Consider the following 15,195-nt stretch of genomic DNA (forward strand, 5'->3'; position numbering starts at 1 on the left):
GCTTTCGCTCACCGTTGCGAGGTGGCGTATATTACGCTTTCCTCTTTCAGAGTCAACCCTGATTTTCAGGATTTTTCTCTTCAACCGAACCGGCTGTTTAGTGTGAAGTGATTCACATCTGCCGTGTCGATGGAGGCGCATTATAGGGATCCAAACTTTTAGCACAAGCCTTTTTTAGATCTTTTTTTCTGATTGCTGCTTTTCCATTCTTTTCGCCCAGATCCCATACGATCTGCTCAAATTCTGATAAGCAAAAGGGTTGCACAACGCCGGTATTGCTACCAAAGTCATCATCACAACCTGTTTTCGATGAGGTAGCTATGTCTACAGTATTACGTCCTTATAAGGATCTTTTTCCAAAAGTGGGTATGAAGGTGATGGTTGATGACACCAGCGTTGTCATTGGCGATGTCAGAATCGGTGACGATGTGGGTATCTGGCCTCTTGTCGTCATACGAGGTGACGTCAATTACGTAATGATAGGGGCGCGCAGTAATATTCAGGATGGAAGCGTATTGCATGTCACTCACAAATCGTCGTACAACCCCGCTGGTAATCCTCTCCTTATTGGAGATGACGTCACGATAGGGCACAAGGTAATGCTCCACGGCTGCACTATTGGTAATCGGGTACTGGTGGGCATGGGCTCGATTGTGCTCGACGGTGCAGTTATCGAAGAAGATGTAATGATTGGAGCAGGGAGTCTGGTCCCACAGAATAAGAGGCTGGAGAGCGGCTATTTATACCTTGGCAGCCCCGTTAAGCAAATCCGCCCACTCACTGAGGCTGAAATAGAAGGGCTGAAATATTCAGCCAATAATTATGTGAAATGGAAAGATGAATACCTTGCTCAGGATAACCAGATCTGACCCTGATCGTCCTCTTCCTGCGCCAGGATAAGCTGTTCAGCTTCATCCTCAAGGTCCCACCGATGTTGCCTGAATAACGCCAGCCACTGCGCTGGCGTATCGCCCCCAAAACGGGAGGTCAGCACCTCGCCGCGAATAATGCAGGTAAGTAGCATGCCATTGACTATCGCCGGGAAGCGAAGCATGGACTCTGCCTCACTCCACTCTTCACGATCGGGGAACTGTATCGCCTGATTCACCCTTCAAGCTCCTGTTTTAGCACTGCAAGGACAGGCTGGATCTCAGGCAATACGCCGTGCCATAACAATACCGCATGTGCTGCTTGCCCCACCAGCATGCCCAGGCCATCGGAACAGTACGTGGCACCCCGTGATTTGCACCAGGCCAGAAAAGGCGTATCACCTTTTTGATAAAACATGTCATAGCAATACGACTGCGAGTGAATAATGGATTCTGGTAATAACGGGATCTCACCGCTGATGCCGCTTGAGGTTGCGTTAATGACCAAATCAAATTCATGCCCGGGTAAATCGCTCTGGGTTACAGCGCTTACGCTTCCCGTATGAGTAAAAAGTGAGGCGAGCTCGTGCGCCCGTGAATAGGTACGATTAACGATTGTCACAGCACAATCCAGCGAGAGTAACGGCAGCAGCGCACCACGCGCCGCGCCTCCTGCTCCAATGAGCAGGATACGGAAACCCGGTTTAATAAAAGACAAACGCTGCAGGTCACTCAGCAGCCCAATACCATCAGTGTTATCCCCCACCAGCCGACCATCTTCCAGACGCTTAAGCGTGTTGACCGCGCCAGCAAGCGCCGCCCGTTCTGTTAGTTCATCCGCACGACTGAAAGCTTCTTCTTTAAATGGCATGGTGACATTCGCCCCTTTGCCGCCTTCAGCGAAAAAGGCATTCAGGGTATTCGTAAAATCATCTAATGGCGCAAGAATGCGCCCATAGGGATGTTCTATCTTCAGTTGTTGAGCAAAGTGCGCATGGATAGCTGGCGACTTGCTATGCGCAATCGGGTTACCAAAAACAACATAAGGTTCCATAAAGTCACCCCTGACGGAAAAGTTCGCCGGTAAGGGCATCACGTATCTCTGAGGGGTTGAGTCTTCCCCCCGTCATACCTTCAACAACAGGGAAATCGGCCCCGAATTGCTGCCTGACTTCGTCATCTGTTCTACAAGGTGGTAATCCCGTAAGGTTTGCACTAGTCGAGACCAGAGGTTTACCAAAAGCTTCGCATAGCGAAATGACGAGAGGATGGTCTGTTACGCGCACCGCCAGAGAATCAAAACGGCCGGTCAACCAGCGTGGTGTTGTGGCTCTCGCCGGGAAAACAAAGGTCACCGGCCCGGGCCAGCAGGCAAAAATGGCCTGACGCTGCTCTTCATTAAGCATGCTGTCATCTATATATGGTTTGAGTTGCTCAAAATTTGCCGCAATCAGGATCAAGCCCTTTTCGACCGGACGGTGTTTCAACTCAAGTAAGCGATGTACAGCACTTTCGCTGTCTGGATCGCATCCAACACCAAAAACAGCCTCGGTTGGATAAGCAATGACGTTTTTATTTTTAAGGACCGCCACCGCTGCAGCGATAGGATCTATTTGCAGGTTATTTATCACGATTTATTCCGCCGTTACCGGCTGTCCACATTGTTTGCTGGCGCAAAAGAGCTTTATACCCTGCGCCGTTTTCTTCTCTATTAACAGGGGATAATGGCAGGTGGGACACTCACCTGCCACAGGTTTGAAATTGATGACAAACTGGCAGTCAGGGTAGCGATCACAGGAATGGAAAGTTTTGCCAAACCTGGAGCGACGCTGAATGAGATGCCCGGTCTGGCATTGAGGGCAGGTAATAGCCGTGTCATCAGGCTTATCGATTTGTTCTGTATGCGCGCATTCCGGATAGTGGCTACAGCCAATAAACATGCCAAAGCGGCCCTGCCGCAATACTAGAACAGAACCACATTCAGGGCATAATTGCCCATCCAGAATTTTTACAACATGCCCATCTGCCTGACTTTTCAGGGGGCGCACATAATCACACTCAGGATAATGAGAGCACCCAAGAAACGGACCGTGTTTACCGGAGCGAATCACAAGTTCAGCCCCGCACTGCGGGCAGGGCTCATTGTTGCGCACCGGAAAAAGTGCTGATTTAGCCATAATGACTCGGAAAGCTGCGAAGTTTAATGCAGCATACCTTCATTCACTTCAAAGAGTAATTCTTCCATTTGCTGGTAGGCATTCTCACACCCAGGAATATTGAAGAGCACCATAAGAATGACCCATTTCAGGTCTTCTAAATCGAACTCGACCGTATCCAGCGCAAGCACGCGTTCAATAACCATTTCTCGCGTATCGAGGTTCAGCACCTGAATTTGCTCCAGGAATAATAAAAATCCCCGGCAACTGGCATCCAGCCTGTCACACTCTTCTGCCGTATAAATGCGTACGGACAAAGGATCGGAAGCTAACTGCATCGGTTCGGCAAGGCCTTCCTGATAATCAGCCAGCTTTTCCAGCCAGAGAAGCGCGTTGTAAATGTCCTCACGGTCAAAGCCGGCGTCAGTCAGATCCCGTTCCAGTTTGTCCTGATCTACACGCATTTCAGCTTCGTTATGGATGTAAGTCTCAAACAAATACATTAGTACGTCGAACATGGCTTGCCCTCCTCAATCGGACATAGCCGCCGGGTACAGCTGCGATCCACCCTGCTAACTCCAGCTCAAGTAATTGAGTAACCGTTACTGGCACAGGTTGGCCGGCACGTTCAGCGACGACGTCAACAGGTGTTACCTCATCTCCTACGTTAGCCAGGAGCTCAGGAAATGGCAATGCCACCTCTTCTTGATTTGGTGAATAAATTGTCTTTTCGGTTTGGATTTGCGGTGCTGACAACCTGCCCGGGAAGTTTTCCAGAATGTCTTCTGGCGAGGTGACGAGGTAAGCCCCTTGCTGGATAAGCCAGTGTGGACCTTCACTCCCTGGAGCACCGTTCGGCCCAGGCAGAGCGAATACATCGCGTCCCTGTTCCAAGGCACACCGCGTGGTCACTAACGAGCCACTTCGCAACGCAGCTTCAACCACGAATACTGCACGGCTGAGGCCACTAATGATGCGGTTTCTTCGCGGGAAATTGCCTGGAAAAGGAGGGGTATTCAAGGCGAACTCTGATACTAACGCTCCACCCTCACTGATTATTTGTTCAGCGAGTGACGCATGTCGCTTTGGATGCAATGTAAAAAGGCCGTTTCCGAGCACGGCGATGGTTCTTCCTCCGACCGCCAGTGCGCCACGATGCGCGACACTATCAATCCCAAGAGCCAGTCCGCTGGTGATCACCAGACCACACTGTGCGAGTGCTTCGCACAATGACCGTCCCCACCGCTCCCCGTACCATGAGTGCGTGCGACTTCCTACAACGGCAAGCTGGTGCGCCGCCAGAACTGCCGGATCACCTTTTATAAATATCGCGCCAGGATAATCAGCGATCGCTCGTAGCTGAGCGGGATAACACGCATCCGTGGCCAGAATAAGATGATGCCGGGGCTCTGCCAGCCAGCACAAACTCTCTTCTATTTCTCGCGGCGTCATAGACAGAAAGCGGCGCGCCTGCTTTGCACGCAATCCAGTATCAATTAATGCGTTAAAATCGATGCTGGCGGCTTTAGCCAAACGCTGTGCAATCCGTACCATCTCATCTCCATAGAGATCGTTTACATAGATCAAACGCAACCATATTTCTGTGGATGTCATCCTCTTACCCGCCCTTGCCATAAGTGGCTCGCTCAATCCTTGCGATTGGTCACCGATGCTGTCAATCGGAGGGGGATTTGTCTAGAATAGGGCTAATAATCTTTCCAACTCCTGAACACGACTCTGGATATCTATGGCAGTTTTGCAAGTGTTACATATTCCCGACGAGCGTCTTCGCAAAGTCGCAACGCCGGTAAAAGAAGTGAATGAAGAAATTCAGCGTATCGTTGATGATATGTTTGAAACGATGTATGCCGAAGAAGGTATTGGTCTGGCTGCCACGCAGGTAGATATTCACCAGCGCATTATCGTTATTGATGTTTCAGAAAACCGCGATCAGCAATTGACGTTGATTAACCCGGAACTTCTGGAGAAAAGCGGTGAGACGGGCATCGAAGAAGGCTGTCTGTCAATTCCTGAACAGCGTGCGTTGGTTCCACGCGCTGAGAAAGTAAAAATCCGCGCGCTTGATCGCAACGGGGAACCGTTTGAACTTGAAGCTGATGATCTGCTGGCTATCTGTATTCAACATGAAATGGATCATTTGGTCGGTAAATTATTTATTGATTATCTCTCACCACTCAAGCAGCAGCGCATTCGTCAGAAAGTTGAAAAACTGGATCGTTTGAAAGCCAGAGCGTAAGGACAAACACGACCGTGTCAGATTCTCTACGGATTATTTTTGCAGGTACTCCTGATTTTGCAGCGCGTCATTTAGACGCGCTGTTATCTTCTCAGCATCAGGTCGTCGGGGTCTTTACTCAACCAGACCGACCTGCTGGCCGAGGCAAAAAGCTCATGCCGAGCCCGGTAAAGGTCCTCGCGCAAGAAAAAGAGATCCCGGTGTATCAGCCCGCATCTCTTCGTCCGCCAGAAAACCAGCAGCTCATCGCCGACTTAGATGCTGATGTGATGGTCGTGGTTGCCTATGGTTTAATTTTGCCAAAAGCAGTACTGGATATGCCGCGCCTGGGGTGCCTCAATGTCCACGGCTCGCTTCTTCCTCGTTGGCGTGGTGCCGCACCTATCCAGCGCTCTCTTTGGGCTGGCGATAAAGAAACTGGCGTAACCATCATGCAGATGGATGTCGGTCTAGATACGGGCGACATGCTTTACAAGCTCTCCTGCCCCATTTCGGACGACGATACCAGTGCCTCACTGTATGACAAGCTTGCGCAACTTGGCCCACAAGGTCTGCTTGAAACACTGAAGCAAATTGCTTCGGGCTCGTCATTGCCTGAAGTGCAGGATGATGCGTTAGTCACCTATGCTGAAAAGCTAAATAAAGAAGAAGCGTTAATGGACTGGAATATTCCTGCCGTTCAGCTTGAACGTTGCATCCGCGCCTTTAACCCCTGGCCTGTGAGTTATTTCATTGTTGATGACCAGCCCGTTAAAGTCTGGAAAGCATCAGTTATCAGCGCCCCTTCAGCGGCAGAGCCCGGGACGATAATTGATGCCAATAAACTTGGTATTCAGGTCGCCACTGCTGATGGAATTTTAAATCTTGAATCCCTTCAACCGGCAGGAAAAAAAGCGATGACTGCATGGGATTTACTCAATTCCCGCCGCGAGTGGTTCACGCCAGGAAAACGCCTCAGTTGATTCCCCTTTTCTCAGCCCGGTAAACCGGGCATTTTTATTTTGCGGTTATGAAAAAAAATCTTAATTTACGCAGCCTTGCAGCGCAGGCAATAGAGCAAGTCATCGAAAAAGGTCAGTCGCTAAGTAGCGTCTTACCTGTATTCCAGCAAAAGGTATCCGATAAAGACAAAGCATTACTGCAGGAGCTCTGCTTTGGCGTATTGCGTACCCTTTCTCAGTTAGACTGGCTAATCAATAAATTGATGGCCCGCCCGATGGCGGGAAAACAGCGTTCGGTACATTATCTGATCATGGTAGGGCTGTATCAGTTATTGCATACGCGTATACCGCCTCATGCAGCATTAGCTGAAACGGTTGAAGGTGCAGTGGCAATTAAGCGTCCCCAGCTTAAGGGACTGATAAACGGTGTATTGCGACAGTTTCAGCGCCAGCAGGAAGCCCTGATGGCTGAGTTTGATAAAACACAGAACCGGTACCTCCACCCGGAGTGGCTTCTGCAACGAATCAAGCGCGCTTACCCTCAGGAATGGCAAAATATTGTTGAAGCTAACAACCAGCGCCCACCTATGTGGCTTCGGGTAAACCGTACGCATCACACCCGTGATGCATGGCTGGAATTGCTTGAAGCAGAGGGCATGCAGGGGGCCACAAACGATACCTATCCAGATGCCGTCAGATTAGGTTCGCCAGCTCCGGTGCACCTCCTTCCCGGTTTCGATCAAGGCTGGGTAACCGTACAGGATGCAGCAGCTCAGCGAAGCGTCACTTTTCTTGCCCCTCAGGATGGTGAGCGCATACTTGATTTGTGTGCGGCGCCAGGTGGGAAAACGACGCATATTCTGGAAGCTGCACCTCAGGCCCGCGTTCTTGCCGTGGATATCGACGAGCAGCGCTTGTCCCGGGTTTATGACAATCTGAAAAGATTGGGGATGAAAGCAGAAGTTAAACAAGGTGACGGCCGCCTCCCGGAACTCTGGTGCGGAGAGGAAAAATTCGACCGTATTCTGTTGGATGCGCCGTGCTCTGCGACGGGAGTCATTCGCCGCCATCCGGACATAAAATGGCTGCGTCGTGATCGGGACATTCAGCAGCTTGCTCAACTGCAATCGGAAATACTTGATGCTATCTGGCCCCATCTGAAATCTGGCGGCACGCTGGTTTATGCCACGTGCTCTATTTTGCCGGAAGAGAATACGTTGCAAATAAGGGAATTTTTGAAACGTACCCCGGATGCAGAATTAGTTACGACCGGCACACCAGATAAGCCAGGTCTGCAACATCTCCCCGCGGCGGAAGAGGGTGATGGTTTCTTTTACGCTAAGCTTTTAAAACAGTAATGGTAAGAGCGGATTACAGCAGATGAAAATAATAATCTTGGGTGCCGGACAGGTTGGCGGCACCCTGGCAGAAAACCTCGTTGGCGAGAATAACGATATTACCGTTGTCGATACTAATGGGGATCGTCTGCGTATCCTCCAGGATAAATTTGATTTGCGCGTTGTTCAGGGGCATGGTTCTCACCCCAGGGTATTACGCGAGGCCGGGGCAGATGATGCAGATATGCTCGTCGCCGTTACCAGTTCCGATGAAACCAATATGGTAGCTTGTCAGGTCGCTTATTCTCTCTTCAATACTCCCAACCGCATCGCGCGCATTCGCTCGCCGGACTATGTTCGTGATGCAGATAAACTGTTTCATTCAGAAGCGGTCCCCATTGACCACCTCATCGCGCCAGAACAGCTTGTTATCGATAGCCTTTATCGGCTCATTGAGTACCCGGGAGCATTGCAGGTTGTTAACTTCGCCGAAGGGAAAGTCAGCCTTGCGGTCGTGAAGGCTTATTATGGTGGCCCGCTGGTAGGTAATGCCTTATCAACGATGCGTGAGCATATGCCGCATATTGATACACGCGTTGCCGCTATTTTCCGCCACGATCGTCCAATTCGCCCTCAGGGCTCAACCATTGTTGAAGCCGGTGATGAAGTGTTCTTTATTGCTGCATCACAGCATATCCGGGCAGTCATGAGTGAGTTGCAACGACTCGAAAAACCTTACAAACGCATCATGCTGGTCGGGGGCGGGAATATTGGTGCCGGGCTCGCGAGGCGCCTTGAGAAGGAATACAGCGTTAAGCTGATCGAACGCGACCAACAGCGGGCTGCAGAGCTGGCGGAGAAGCTGCAGAATACAATCGTCTTTTATGGTGATGCTTCGGATCAGGAATTGTTAGCAGAAGAACATATTGATCAGATGGATCTGTTCATTGCTGTCACCAATGATGATGAAGCTAATATTATGTCCGCCATGCTAGCCAAGCGCATGGGCGCAAAGAAAGTTATGGTTCTGATCCAGCGTAAGGCCTATGTCGATTTAGTACAGGGGAGCGTCATTGATATCGCCATCTCCCCCCAGCAGGCAACCATCTCAGCGCTTCTGAGCCATGTGCGAAAAGCCGATATTGTTGGTGTCTCTTCCCTCCGGCGCGGCGTAGCGGAAGCTATTGAAGCGGTCGCTCATGGCGATGAGAGTACCTCCCGTGTTGTTGGCCGTGTGATCGACGAGATTAAACTCCCCCCGGGAACCATAATAGGCGCCGTCGTTCGTGGTAATGATGTCATGATTGCGAATGATAACCTGCGCATAGAGCAAGGTGACCATGTGATCATGTTTCTTACGGATAAAAAATATATTACCGATGTTGAGCGCCTCTTCCAGCCAAGCCCCTTCTTTTTATAATTTGCAAGGCGCCGTTACTGGCGCCCTTTCCGTACGCTCTGTATGTTTTCTTAAAATAAAGACGAATTAGTGATGCGAATGGCAATTGTTAGGACATTTGTTAGACTTACGTTACCAGATAGCATAAGGGGAAAAGCATGAGCTTATTGAAAGACTTCCGTGAATTTGCGATGCGCGGAAACGTTGTAGATTTAGCAGTGGGTGTCATTATCGGTGCGGCATTCGGCAAAATTGTATCATCCCTTGTCGCTGATATTATTATGCCGCCGCTTGGTCTTTTAATTGGTGGAATCGACTTTAAACAATTTGCTTTGACCCTTCGCCCTGCTCAGGGAGATGTACCTGCTGTGGTAATGCATTACGGTGTGTTCATCCAGAACGTTTTTGACTTCATCATTGTTGCCTTCGCAATCTTCATGGCAATCAAAGTCATTAATAAGCTCAAGCGTAAACAGGCTGAAGAACCTAAAGCACCGCCAGCGCCCAGCAAAGAAGCGGTATTGTTAACGGAAATTCGTGATTTACTGAAAGCGCAAAACAGCCGTCCTTAATTCAGACCGTACACAGGCAGAAGGCCAGTGGTAAAAAAGCGTTCTGCTTGTTTGCCACTGGCCTCCCAGTTACCACGATTTGCATGTTTTCCTTTACGTAGATAGCTTCCCTTTCCTTTCTTATTCTTTTCAACACGTTGTCTGAAAAGGGGATCATGCAGTAATGCTTCTATGGCATTGTCCTTGATTTGACCTTTAGTATGCTGATAACGGCTCATAACAACTCCAGGGTTGGTTAAAAAACGACGCAAGTGTAGTCCGGGCCAGTACTAAAATCAACTGACCTCCCGACCTGTCGAACCTTGCTCAAGTGTTTCAAGAATTGAACAGTAAACGCTACTGTGTGCACTGCCGCAGCAGGTATCATTCAGCTTCTGTAAGGACTGACGTATAAGCTGCAACTCCTCAATGCGAGCTTCAACTTCACGAAGCCGCTCCTGAACAATACTTTTTGATTCCTGACAGGTATGGTGTTCTGGATCGATCCTAATCGAAAGCAGTTCACGAATAGATTCCAGGGTAAAACCCAACTGTCTTGCATGACGGATAAATTTTAGCCGTTGTAAATCAGTATCAGAGTAGAGACGAAAGCCGCCTTCGGTCCGGATTTCGTGTTCCATCATCTGCTGCTTTTCGTAATAACGTATGGTATCAGGGGTTACATTTGCCAGTCTGGCCAGTTCTCCGATGCGAAACATCATTTTTGCTCCTCTATTTTCTGCAGGATCTTTGCAGCGTAGTCGGTATGCAAAAAATCGACATTTAATCCCGCCTGACGAAGTTTGAGTTCGAGTAGCGAAAGTCGGCGCCTTAATGGAGCATAGTCCGGGTGCCCGGTAGGGAGTTGCTGCAAGAGATCGTTAAGCTTAAGCGCTTCTTTACGGTATTCAAGTTCAGGAGGCAAAAACCCCGAATTCTTCAAAAGCGTAAAGCCAGCGCGTAATTCTGGTGGAACCTGCGAATTATCCTCAAGGATTAGTGGCTTGCCACTACCAGGAAGATCATCTAACTCACCTTTCACTTGTGCATCCCGAATATGGCGTTCAGCCCACTGGTCTATTAACCACATGGCCTCCTCCCGGAAAGAACATAAAAGATACAGGTATTGTAGAAAAATGACGTTTATAAGCCTATAAAAAAACCCGCCGGAGCGGGTTTTTTTACTTCACTACAGATTACTCTGCAGCTGCTTCTGCTTTCGACTCAGAGCGATCAACCAGCTCGATGTATGCCATCGGCGCGTTGTCACCTGCACGGAAGCCACACTTCAGAATACGAGTGTAACCACCGGCACGGCTCGCGAAACGCGGGCCCAGTTCGTTAAACAGTTTTGCCACGATCTCGTTATCACGAGTACGGGCGAATGCCAGACGACGATTAGCAACGCTGTCAGTCTTGGCAAGAGTAATCAGCGGCTCAACTACGCGACGCAGCTCTTTCGCTTTAGGCAGGGTCGTCTTGATGATTTCATGACGAACCAGTGAACCTGCCATGTTGCGGAACATAGCCTGGCGATGGCTGCTGTTGCGGTTCAGTTGACGACCACTCTTACGATGGCGCATGACCTTATCCTTCTCAGTAAAACCTTAACCTGTGATCCGGTTACTCGTCAGCAATGCTTGCCGGTGGCCAGTTTTCCAGGCGCATGCCCAGAGACAGTCCACGGGAGGCCAGCACGTCTTTAATCTCAGTAAGAGATTTTTTACCCAGGTTCGGCGTTTTCAGCAACTCAACCTCGGTACGCTGTACCAGATCACCGATATAGTGGATAGCTTCTGCCTTGAGGCAGTTAGCAGAGCGGACAGTCAATTCCAGATCGTCAACAGGGCGCAGCAGGATCGGATCGAATTCTGGTTTCTCTTCTTTCACTTCCGGCTGACGTACATCACGTAAGTCAACGAAAGCTTCCAGTTGTTCTGCCAGGATGGTTGCCGCACGACGAATCGCCTCTTCAGGATCGATTGTGCCATTGGTTTCCATTTCGATGACCAGCTTGTCCAGGTCGGTACGCTGTTCTACACGCGCTGCTTCAACATTGTAGGCAATACGCTCTACAGGGCTGTAGCATGCGTCGACCAGCAGACGGCCGATTGGGCGCTCATCTTCTTCCGAATGAATTCGGGCAGAAGCCGGCACATAACCACGACCGCGCTGAACTTTGATACGCATGCTAATAGATGCGTTCTCATCGGTCAGGTGGCAGATCACGTGCTGCGGCTTGACGATTTCGACATCACCGTCGTGGGTGATATCGGCTGCAGTCACAGGGCCAATGCCAGATTTATTCAGAGTAAGAATAACATCATCTTTACCCTGAACTCTCACCGCCAGCCCTTTCAGGTTGAGCAGGATTTCCAGGATATCTTCCTGAACGCCTTCTTTGGTGCTGTACTCGTGCAGTACACCATCAATCTCAACCTCGGTCACCGCGCAACCCGGCATCGATGAGAGCAGAATACGGCGCAGTGCGTTACCTAAAGTATGGCCAAAGCCACGCTCTAAAGGCTCAAGGGTCACCTTGGCGTGCGTCGAACTCACTTGCTCGATATCTACCAGGCGCGGTTTTAGAAACTCTGTCACAGAACCCTGCATTGTGTCCTCTCTTTGGTACTAAGCTTTACTTGGAGTAAAGCTCGACGATCAGGTGTTCGTTAATGTCCGCAGACAGATCAGAACGCTCTGGCTTACGCTTGAACGTGCCTTCCATCTTGCCAGCATCAACTTCCAGCCAGGTTGGCTTTTCACGCTGCTCAGCCAGCTCCAGAGCGGCTTTCACGCGAGACTGCTTTTTCGCTTTCTCACGAATGCTAACAACGTCATTCGGACTAACCTGATAAGAAGCGATGTTAACAACACGACCGTTTACCATAATCGCTTTGTGGCTAACCAGCTGACGTGATTCAGCACGAGTTGCGCCGAAGCCCATACGGTATACAACGTTGTCCAGACGACCTTCCAGCAGAGCCAACAGGTTTTCACCGGTGTTGCCTTTCAGACGTGCTGCTTCTTTGTAGTAGTTACGGAACTGACGCTCCAGCACACCGTAGATACGGCGAACTTTTTGCTTTTCACGCAACTGCACACCATAGTCAGACAGACGCGGTTTACGCGCACCGTGCTGGCCAGGAGCTTGTTCAATTTTACACTTGGTATCGATCGCGCGAACGCCAGACTTAAGGAATAAGTCGGTGCCCTCACGACGGCTCAGCTTGAGCTTAGGACCCAAATATCTTGCCATTTTCTTTCTCCAACAAACCTGGAAAACGAAGCGTTATACGCGACGTTTCTTCGGCGGACGACAACCGTTATGAGGGATCGGAGTCACATCAGTAATATTAGTGATGCGGAAACCAGCGGCGTTCAGTGCGCGAACAGTAGATTCACGACCCGGACCCGGACCTTTAACCATAACTTCCAAGTTCTTGATGCCGTATTCTTTCACGGCGTCAGCGCAACGCTCTGCTGCAACCTGAGCTGCGAACGGAGTAGATTTACGCGAACCACGGAAACCGGAACCACCGGCTGTTGCCCAACCCAGCGCGTTACCCTGACGATCGGTAATGGTAACGATGGTGTTGTTAAAAGAAGCATGGATATGAGCCACGCCATCAGAGACTTGTTTTCTTACACGTTTACGTGCACGAATTGGTGCCTTTGCCATTATTCAATCACCCCGATTATTTCTTGATCGGTTTGCGCGGACCCTTACGGGTACGTGCGTTGGTCTTGGTACGCTGACCGCGAACCGGGAGACCACGACGATGACGCAAACCGCGATAGCAACCAAGATCCATCAGGCGCTTGATGCTCATGCTGATTTCACGGCGCAGATCACCTTCAACGACAAATTTGGCAACTTCGTCACGCAGCGTGTCGATTTGTTCTTCAGACAGCTCACTGATCTTAACATTCTCAGCGATACCCGCAGAAGCCAGGATGGCTTTAGAACGGGTCTTGCCGACGCCATAGATCGAAGTTAATGCGATCACAGCATGTTTCTGATCAGGAATGTTAATGCCTGCTATACGGGCCACTATGCACTCCTATAATTTCACTTGCACGCACCATGCTGAAAAGCCCGTTTTCAGGATACTCAAATGGATACGTACAGACATACAAAAGATTGGCTGGCTAATCTAGCCAGCTCAACCCAACTTTGCAAGAAAAATATGCGAAATAATCAGCCTTGGCGCTGTTTATGCTTCGGCTCGGCACTGCAAATCACACGGATGACACCATCACGCTTAACGATTTTGCAGTTACGGCATAATTTCTTGACGGAAGCACGAACTTTCATTTTTACTCTCCGTAACTTCTCAGGCGACCATTAACGGCCGTAGCCTTTCAGGTTCGCCTTCTTCAATGCAGACTCGTACTGACTAGACATCATTAGAGTTTGCACTTGAGCCATAAAGTCCATAATCACGACTACAACGATAAGCAGGGAAGTCCCACCGAAGTAGAACGGTACTTTCATTGCATCACGCATGAACTCCGGGATCAGGCAGATAAAAGTAATATAAAGCGCACCGACCAATGTCAGACGAGTCATTACCTTATCGATATACTTCGCCGTTTGCTCTCCCGGACGAATTCCTGGTACAAATGCACCGGACTTCTTCAGGTTATCTGCTGTTTCACGCGGGTTGAAAACCAACGCCGTGTAGAAGAAACAGAAGAATATGATTGCAGACGCATAGAGTAACACATAAAGCGGTTGTCCAGGCTGCAAATACAGCGAAATTGTTGTCAGCCAGTTCCAACCGGTACCGCCCCCGAACCATGACGCGATGGTCGCAGGGAACAGAATAATACTGGAAGCAAAAATAGCCGGGATAACCCCCGCCATATTCACTTTCAGCGGTAAATGTGTGCTCTGTGCAGCATAGACACGACGACCTTGCTGACGTTTGGCGTAGTTCACCACAATGCGGCGTTGACCACGTTCAACAAAGACAACAAAGAACGTCACTGCAAATACTAATACTGCAACCAACAGCAACAGGAGGAAGTGCAGGTCGCCTTGACGCGCTTGCTCGATAGTGTGGGCAATGGCTGGCGGGAGTCCCGCAACAATACCAGCGAAGATAATAATCGAGATACCGTTACCGATACCACGTTCAGTGATCTGTTCGCCGAGCCACATCAGGAACATGGTTCCTGTAACCAGACTAACAACAGCGGTGAAATAGAATGCAAAGCCTGGGTTCATAACCAGACCTTGCATACCAGGCATATTCGGTAAACCGGTAGCAATACCGATTGACTGGAATATCGCCAGCACCAGAGTACCGTAGCGGGTGTACTGACTAATCTTACGACGTCCGGACTCCCCTTCTTTCTTTAACTCTGCCAACGCCGGATGAACGACGGTCAGCAGCTGGATAATAATCGATGCCGAAATATACGGCATGATACCCAGTGCAAAGATAGAAGCACGGCTGAGTGCACCACCAGAGAACATGTTAAACATTTCAATGATGGTGCCTCGCTGTTGCTCAAGCAGTTTGGCAAGTACAGCGGCATCAATACCAGGGATCGGAATAAAAGAGCCAATACGGAACACAATAAGCGCACCGATTACAAACAACAGTCTGCGTTTCAGCTCGCCTAAGCCACCTTTGGCACTTTGAAAATCTAATCCCGGTTGTTTAGCCATCTGCT

Annotated in this window: 22 protein-coding genes; 6 read left to right on the forward strand and 16 right to left on the reverse strand. The window is 49.7% G+C overall.

Annotated features, from left to right (window positions below; all coding sequences use genetic code 11):
• Nucleotides 1–320: 320 nt before the first annotated feature.
• Nucleotides 321–869, forward strand: coding sequence for a gamma carbonic anhydrase family protein (locus KXR87_RS21655; protein WP_437434280.1), 549 nt, complete (start codon nt 321–323; stop codon nt 867–869).
• On the opposite strand, the gene KXR87_RS21660 is transcribed toward KXR87_RS21655, so the two are convergent.
• From KXR87_RS21660 to dprA, 6 genes are read right to left on the reverse strand one after another with little or no spacing between them, the layout of a single operon-like run.
• A complete protein-coding gene (locus tag KXR87_RS21660) occupies nt 851–1,108 on the reverse strand; it encodes a DUF1488 domain-containing protein (protein ID WP_437434281.1) in 258 nt (85 codons plus the stop codon). The two genes, KXR87_RS21655 and KXR87_RS21660, sit on opposite strands and share 19 nt — an antisense overlap.
• Nucleotides 1,105–1,923 (reverse strand): shikimate dehydrogenase, encoded by an 819-nt coding sequence (gene aroE / locus KXR87_RS21665; protein ID WP_437434282.1) that lies wholly within the window; start codon nt 1,921–1,923, stop codon nt 1,105–1,107. Before aroE ends, KXR87_RS21660 begins: the two co-directional genes overlap by 4 nt.
• Before the next feature lie 4 nt (nt 1,924–1,927).
• Entirely contained in the window at nt 1,928–2,500 is a 573-nt protein-coding gene (gene tsaC / locus KXR87_RS21670; protein WP_437434283.1) for an L-threonylcarbamoyladenylate synthase type 1 TsaC, read from the reverse strand.
• A 3-nt stretch (nt 2,501–2,503) separates the two neighbouring features.
• Complete coding sequence (locus KXR87_RS21675) at nt 2,504–3,046, reverse strand: topoisomerase DNA-binding C4 zinc finger domain-containing protein (protein WP_437434284.1); 543 nt, start codon at nt 3,044–3,046, stop codon at nt 2,504–2,506.
• A gap of 23 nt (nt 3,047–3,069) precedes the next feature.
• On the reverse strand, nt 3,070–3,543 hold the full coding sequence (smg, locus tag KXR87_RS21680; protein WP_437434285.1) for a DUF494 family protein Smg: 474 nt from the start codon (nt 3,541–3,543) through the stop codon (nt 3,070–3,072).
• Nucleotides 3,515–4,639, reverse strand: coding sequence for a DNA-protecting protein DprA (gene dprA / locus KXR87_RS21685; RefSeq protein WP_437434286.1), 1,125 nt, complete (start codon nt 4,637–4,639; stop codon nt 3,515–3,517). Before dprA ends, smg begins: the two co-directional genes overlap by 29 nt.
• Before the next feature lie 133 nt (nt 4,640–4,772).
• Between dprA and def the strand changes: the two genes are divergently transcribed.
• The 5 genes from def to mscL all read left to right on the forward strand — a co-directional run bounded on the left by def (nt 4,773) and on the right by mscL (nt 9,531).
• Complete coding sequence (gene def, locus KXR87_RS21690; RefSeq protein ID WP_437434287.1) at nt 4,773–5,282, forward strand: peptide deformylase; 510 nt, start codon at nt 4,773–4,775, stop codon at nt 5,280–5,282.
• Nucleotides 5,283–5,296: 14 nt separating this feature from the next.
• On the forward strand, nt 5,297–6,244 hold the full coding sequence (gene fmt / locus KXR87_RS21695; RefSeq protein WP_437434288.1) for a methionyl-tRNA formyltransferase: 948 nt from the start codon (nt 5,297–5,299) through the stop codon (nt 6,242–6,244).
• 47 nt (nt 6,245–6,291) lie between these two features.
• Entirely contained in the window at nt 6,292–7,581 is a 1,290-nt protein-coding gene (gene rsmB / locus KXR87_RS21700; protein WP_437434289.1) for a 16S rRNA (cytosine(967)-C(5))-methyltransferase RsmB, read from the forward strand.
• A 22-nt stretch (nt 7,582–7,603) separates the two neighbouring features.
• A complete protein-coding gene (gene trkA, locus KXR87_RS21705; protein WP_437434290.1) occupies nt 7,604–8,980 on the forward strand; it encodes a Trk system potassium transporter TrkA in 1,377 nt (458 codons plus the stop codon).
• A 137-nt stretch (nt 8,981–9,117) separates the two neighbouring features.
• Complete coding sequence (gene mscL / locus KXR87_RS21710; protein ID WP_437434291.1) at nt 9,118–9,531, forward strand: large-conductance mechanosensitive channel protein MscL; 414 nt, start codon at nt 9,118–9,120, stop codon at nt 9,529–9,531.
• On the opposite strand, the gene KXR87_RS21715 is transcribed toward mscL, so the two are convergent.
• From KXR87_RS21715 to secY, 10 genes are all read right to left on the reverse strand, one after another.
• The gene (locus KXR87_RS21715; RefSeq protein ID WP_437434292.1) at nt 9,528–9,749 is read right to left on the reverse strand and encodes an alternative ribosome-rescue factor A; all 222 of its coding nucleotides are present in this window, start codon (nt 9,747–9,749) and stop codon (nt 9,528–9,530) included. The genes mscL and KXR87_RS21715 overlap by 4 nt on opposite strands.
• A 57-nt stretch (nt 9,750–9,806) precedes the next feature.
• Complete coding sequence (gene zntR, locus KXR87_RS21720) at nt 9,807–10,229, reverse strand: Zn(2+)-responsive transcriptional regulator (protein WP_437434303.1); 423 nt, start codon at nt 10,227–10,229, stop codon at nt 9,807–9,809.
• Nucleotides 10,229–10,600 carry a DUF1992 domain-containing protein gene (locus KXR87_RS21725; protein ID WP_437434293.1) on the reverse strand — a complete coding sequence of 124 codons (372 nt, stop codon included), beginning with the start codon at nt 10,598–10,600 and terminating at the stop codon, nt 10,229–10,231. Before KXR87_RS21725 ends, zntR begins: the two co-directional genes overlap by 1 nt.
• A gap of 106 nt (nt 10,601–10,706) precedes the next feature.
• On the reverse strand, nt 10,707–11,093 hold the full coding sequence (rplQ, locus tag KXR87_RS21730) for a 50S ribosomal protein L17 (RefSeq protein ID WP_001216372.1): 387 nt from the start codon (nt 11,091–11,093) through the stop codon (nt 10,707–10,709).
• Nucleotides 11,094–11,133: 40 nt separating this feature from the next.
• Entirely contained in the window at nt 11,134–12,123 is a 990-nt protein-coding gene (locus KXR87_RS21735; RefSeq protein ID WP_034461761.1) for a DNA-directed RNA polymerase subunit alpha, read from the reverse strand.
• A gap of 25 nt (nt 12,124–12,148) precedes the next feature.
• Nucleotides 12,149–12,769 carry a 30S ribosomal protein S4 gene (rpsD, locus tag KXR87_RS21740; protein ID WP_437434294.1) on the reverse strand — a complete coding sequence of 207 codons (621 nt, stop codon included), beginning with the start codon at nt 12,767–12,769 and terminating at the stop codon, nt 12,149–12,151.
• Nucleotides 12,770–12,802: 33 nt separating this feature from the next.
• A complete protein-coding gene (rpsK, locus tag KXR87_RS21745; protein ID WP_260861814.1) occupies nt 12,803–13,192 on the reverse strand; it encodes a 30S ribosomal protein S11 in 390 nt (129 codons plus the stop codon).
• 16 nt (nt 13,193–13,208) lie between these two features.
• Complete coding sequence (gene rpsM, locus KXR87_RS21750; RefSeq protein ID WP_437434295.1) at nt 13,209–13,565, reverse strand: 30S ribosomal protein S13; 357 nt, start codon at nt 13,563–13,565, stop codon at nt 13,209–13,211.
• 146 nt (nt 13,566–13,711) lie between these two features.
• Nucleotides 13,712–13,828, reverse strand: coding sequence for a 50S ribosomal protein L36 (rpmJ, locus tag KXR87_RS21755; RefSeq protein ID WP_000868187.1), 117 nt, complete (start codon nt 13,826–13,828; stop codon nt 13,712–13,714).
• Nucleotides 13,829–13,858: 30 nt separating this feature from the next.
• On the reverse strand, nt 13,859–15,190 hold the full coding sequence (gene secY / locus KXR87_RS21760; protein WP_437434296.1) for a preprotein translocase subunit SecY: 1,332 nt from the start codon (nt 15,188–15,190) through the stop codon (nt 13,859–13,861).
• Nucleotides 15,191–15,195: the final 5 nt, after the last annotated feature.

Origin of the sequence: Yokenella regensburgei (assembly GCF_051486985.1) — a bacterium.
Taxonomy (GTDB): Bacteria; Pseudomonadota; Gammaproteobacteria; order Enterobacterales; family Enterobacteriaceae; genus CBFFRJ01.

Bases quoted from the DNA above. Each gene is read 5' to 3' on its own strand.
- KXR87_RS21655 (WP_437434280.1), top strand. From the start codon at position 321: ATGTCTACAGTATTACGTCCTTATAAGGATCTTTTTCCAAAAGTGGGT.
- aroE (WP_437434282.1), bottom strand. From the start codon at position 1,923: ATGGAACCTTATGTTGTTTTTGGTAACCCGATTGCGCATAGCAAGTCG.
- KXR87_RS21675 (WP_437434284.1), bottom strand. From the start codon at position 3,046: ATGGCTAAATCAGCACTTTTTCCGGTGCGCAACAATGAGCCCTGCCCG.
- smg (WP_437434285.1), bottom strand. From the start codon at position 3,543: ATGTTCGACGTACTAATGTATTTGTTTGAGACTTACATCCATAACGAA.
- dprA (WP_437434286.1), bottom strand. From the start codon at position 4,639: ATGACATCCACAGAAATATGGTTGCGTTTGATCTATGTAAACGATCTC.
- def (WP_437434287.1), top strand. From the start codon at position 4,773: ATGGCAGTTTTGCAAGTGTTACATATTCCCGACGAGCGTCTTCGCAAA.
- rsmB (WP_437434289.1), top strand. From the start codon at position 6,292: ATGAAAAAAAATCTTAATTTACGCAGCCTTGCAGCGCAGGCAATAGAG.
- trkA (WP_437434290.1), top strand. From the start codon at position 7,604: ATGAAAATAATAATCTTGGGTGCCGGACAGGTTGGCGGCACCCTGGCA.
- mscL (WP_437434291.1), top strand. From the start codon at position 9,118: ATGAGCTTATTGAAAGACTTCCGTGAATTTGCGATGCGCGGAAACGTT.
- KXR87_RS21715 (WP_437434292.1), bottom strand. From the start codon at position 9,749: ATGAGCCGTTATCAGCATACTAAAGGTCAAATCAAGGACAATGCCATA.
- zntR (WP_437434303.1), bottom strand. From the start codon at position 10,229: ATGTTTCGCATCGGAGAACTGGCCAGACTGGCAAATGTAACCCCTGAT.
- KXR87_RS21725 (WP_437434293.1), bottom strand. From the start codon at position 10,600: ATGTGGTTAATAGACCAGTGGGCTGAACGCCATATTCGGGATGCACAA.
- rplQ (WP_001216372.1), bottom strand. From the start codon at position 11,093: ATGCGCCATCGTAAGAGTGGTCGTCAACTGAACCGCAACAGCAGCCAT.
- KXR87_RS21735 (WP_034461761.1), bottom strand. From the start codon at position 12,123: ATGCAGGGTTCTGTGACAGAGTTTCTAAAACCGCGCCTGGTAGATATC.
- rpsD (WP_437434294.1), bottom strand. From the start codon at position 12,769: ATGGCAAGATATTTGGGTCCTAAGCTCAAGCTGAGCCGTCGTGAGGGC.
- rpsK (WP_260861814.1), bottom strand. From the start codon at position 13,192: ATGGCAAAGGCACCAATTCGTGCACGTAAACGTGTAAGAAAACAAGTC.
- rpmJ (WP_000868187.1), bottom strand. From the start codon at position 13,828: ATGAAAGTTCGTGCTTCCGTCAAGAAATTATGCCGTAACTGCAAAATC.
- secY (WP_437434296.1), bottom strand. From the start codon at position 15,190: ATGGCTAAACAACCGGGATTAGATTTTCAAAGTGCCAAAGGTGGCTTA.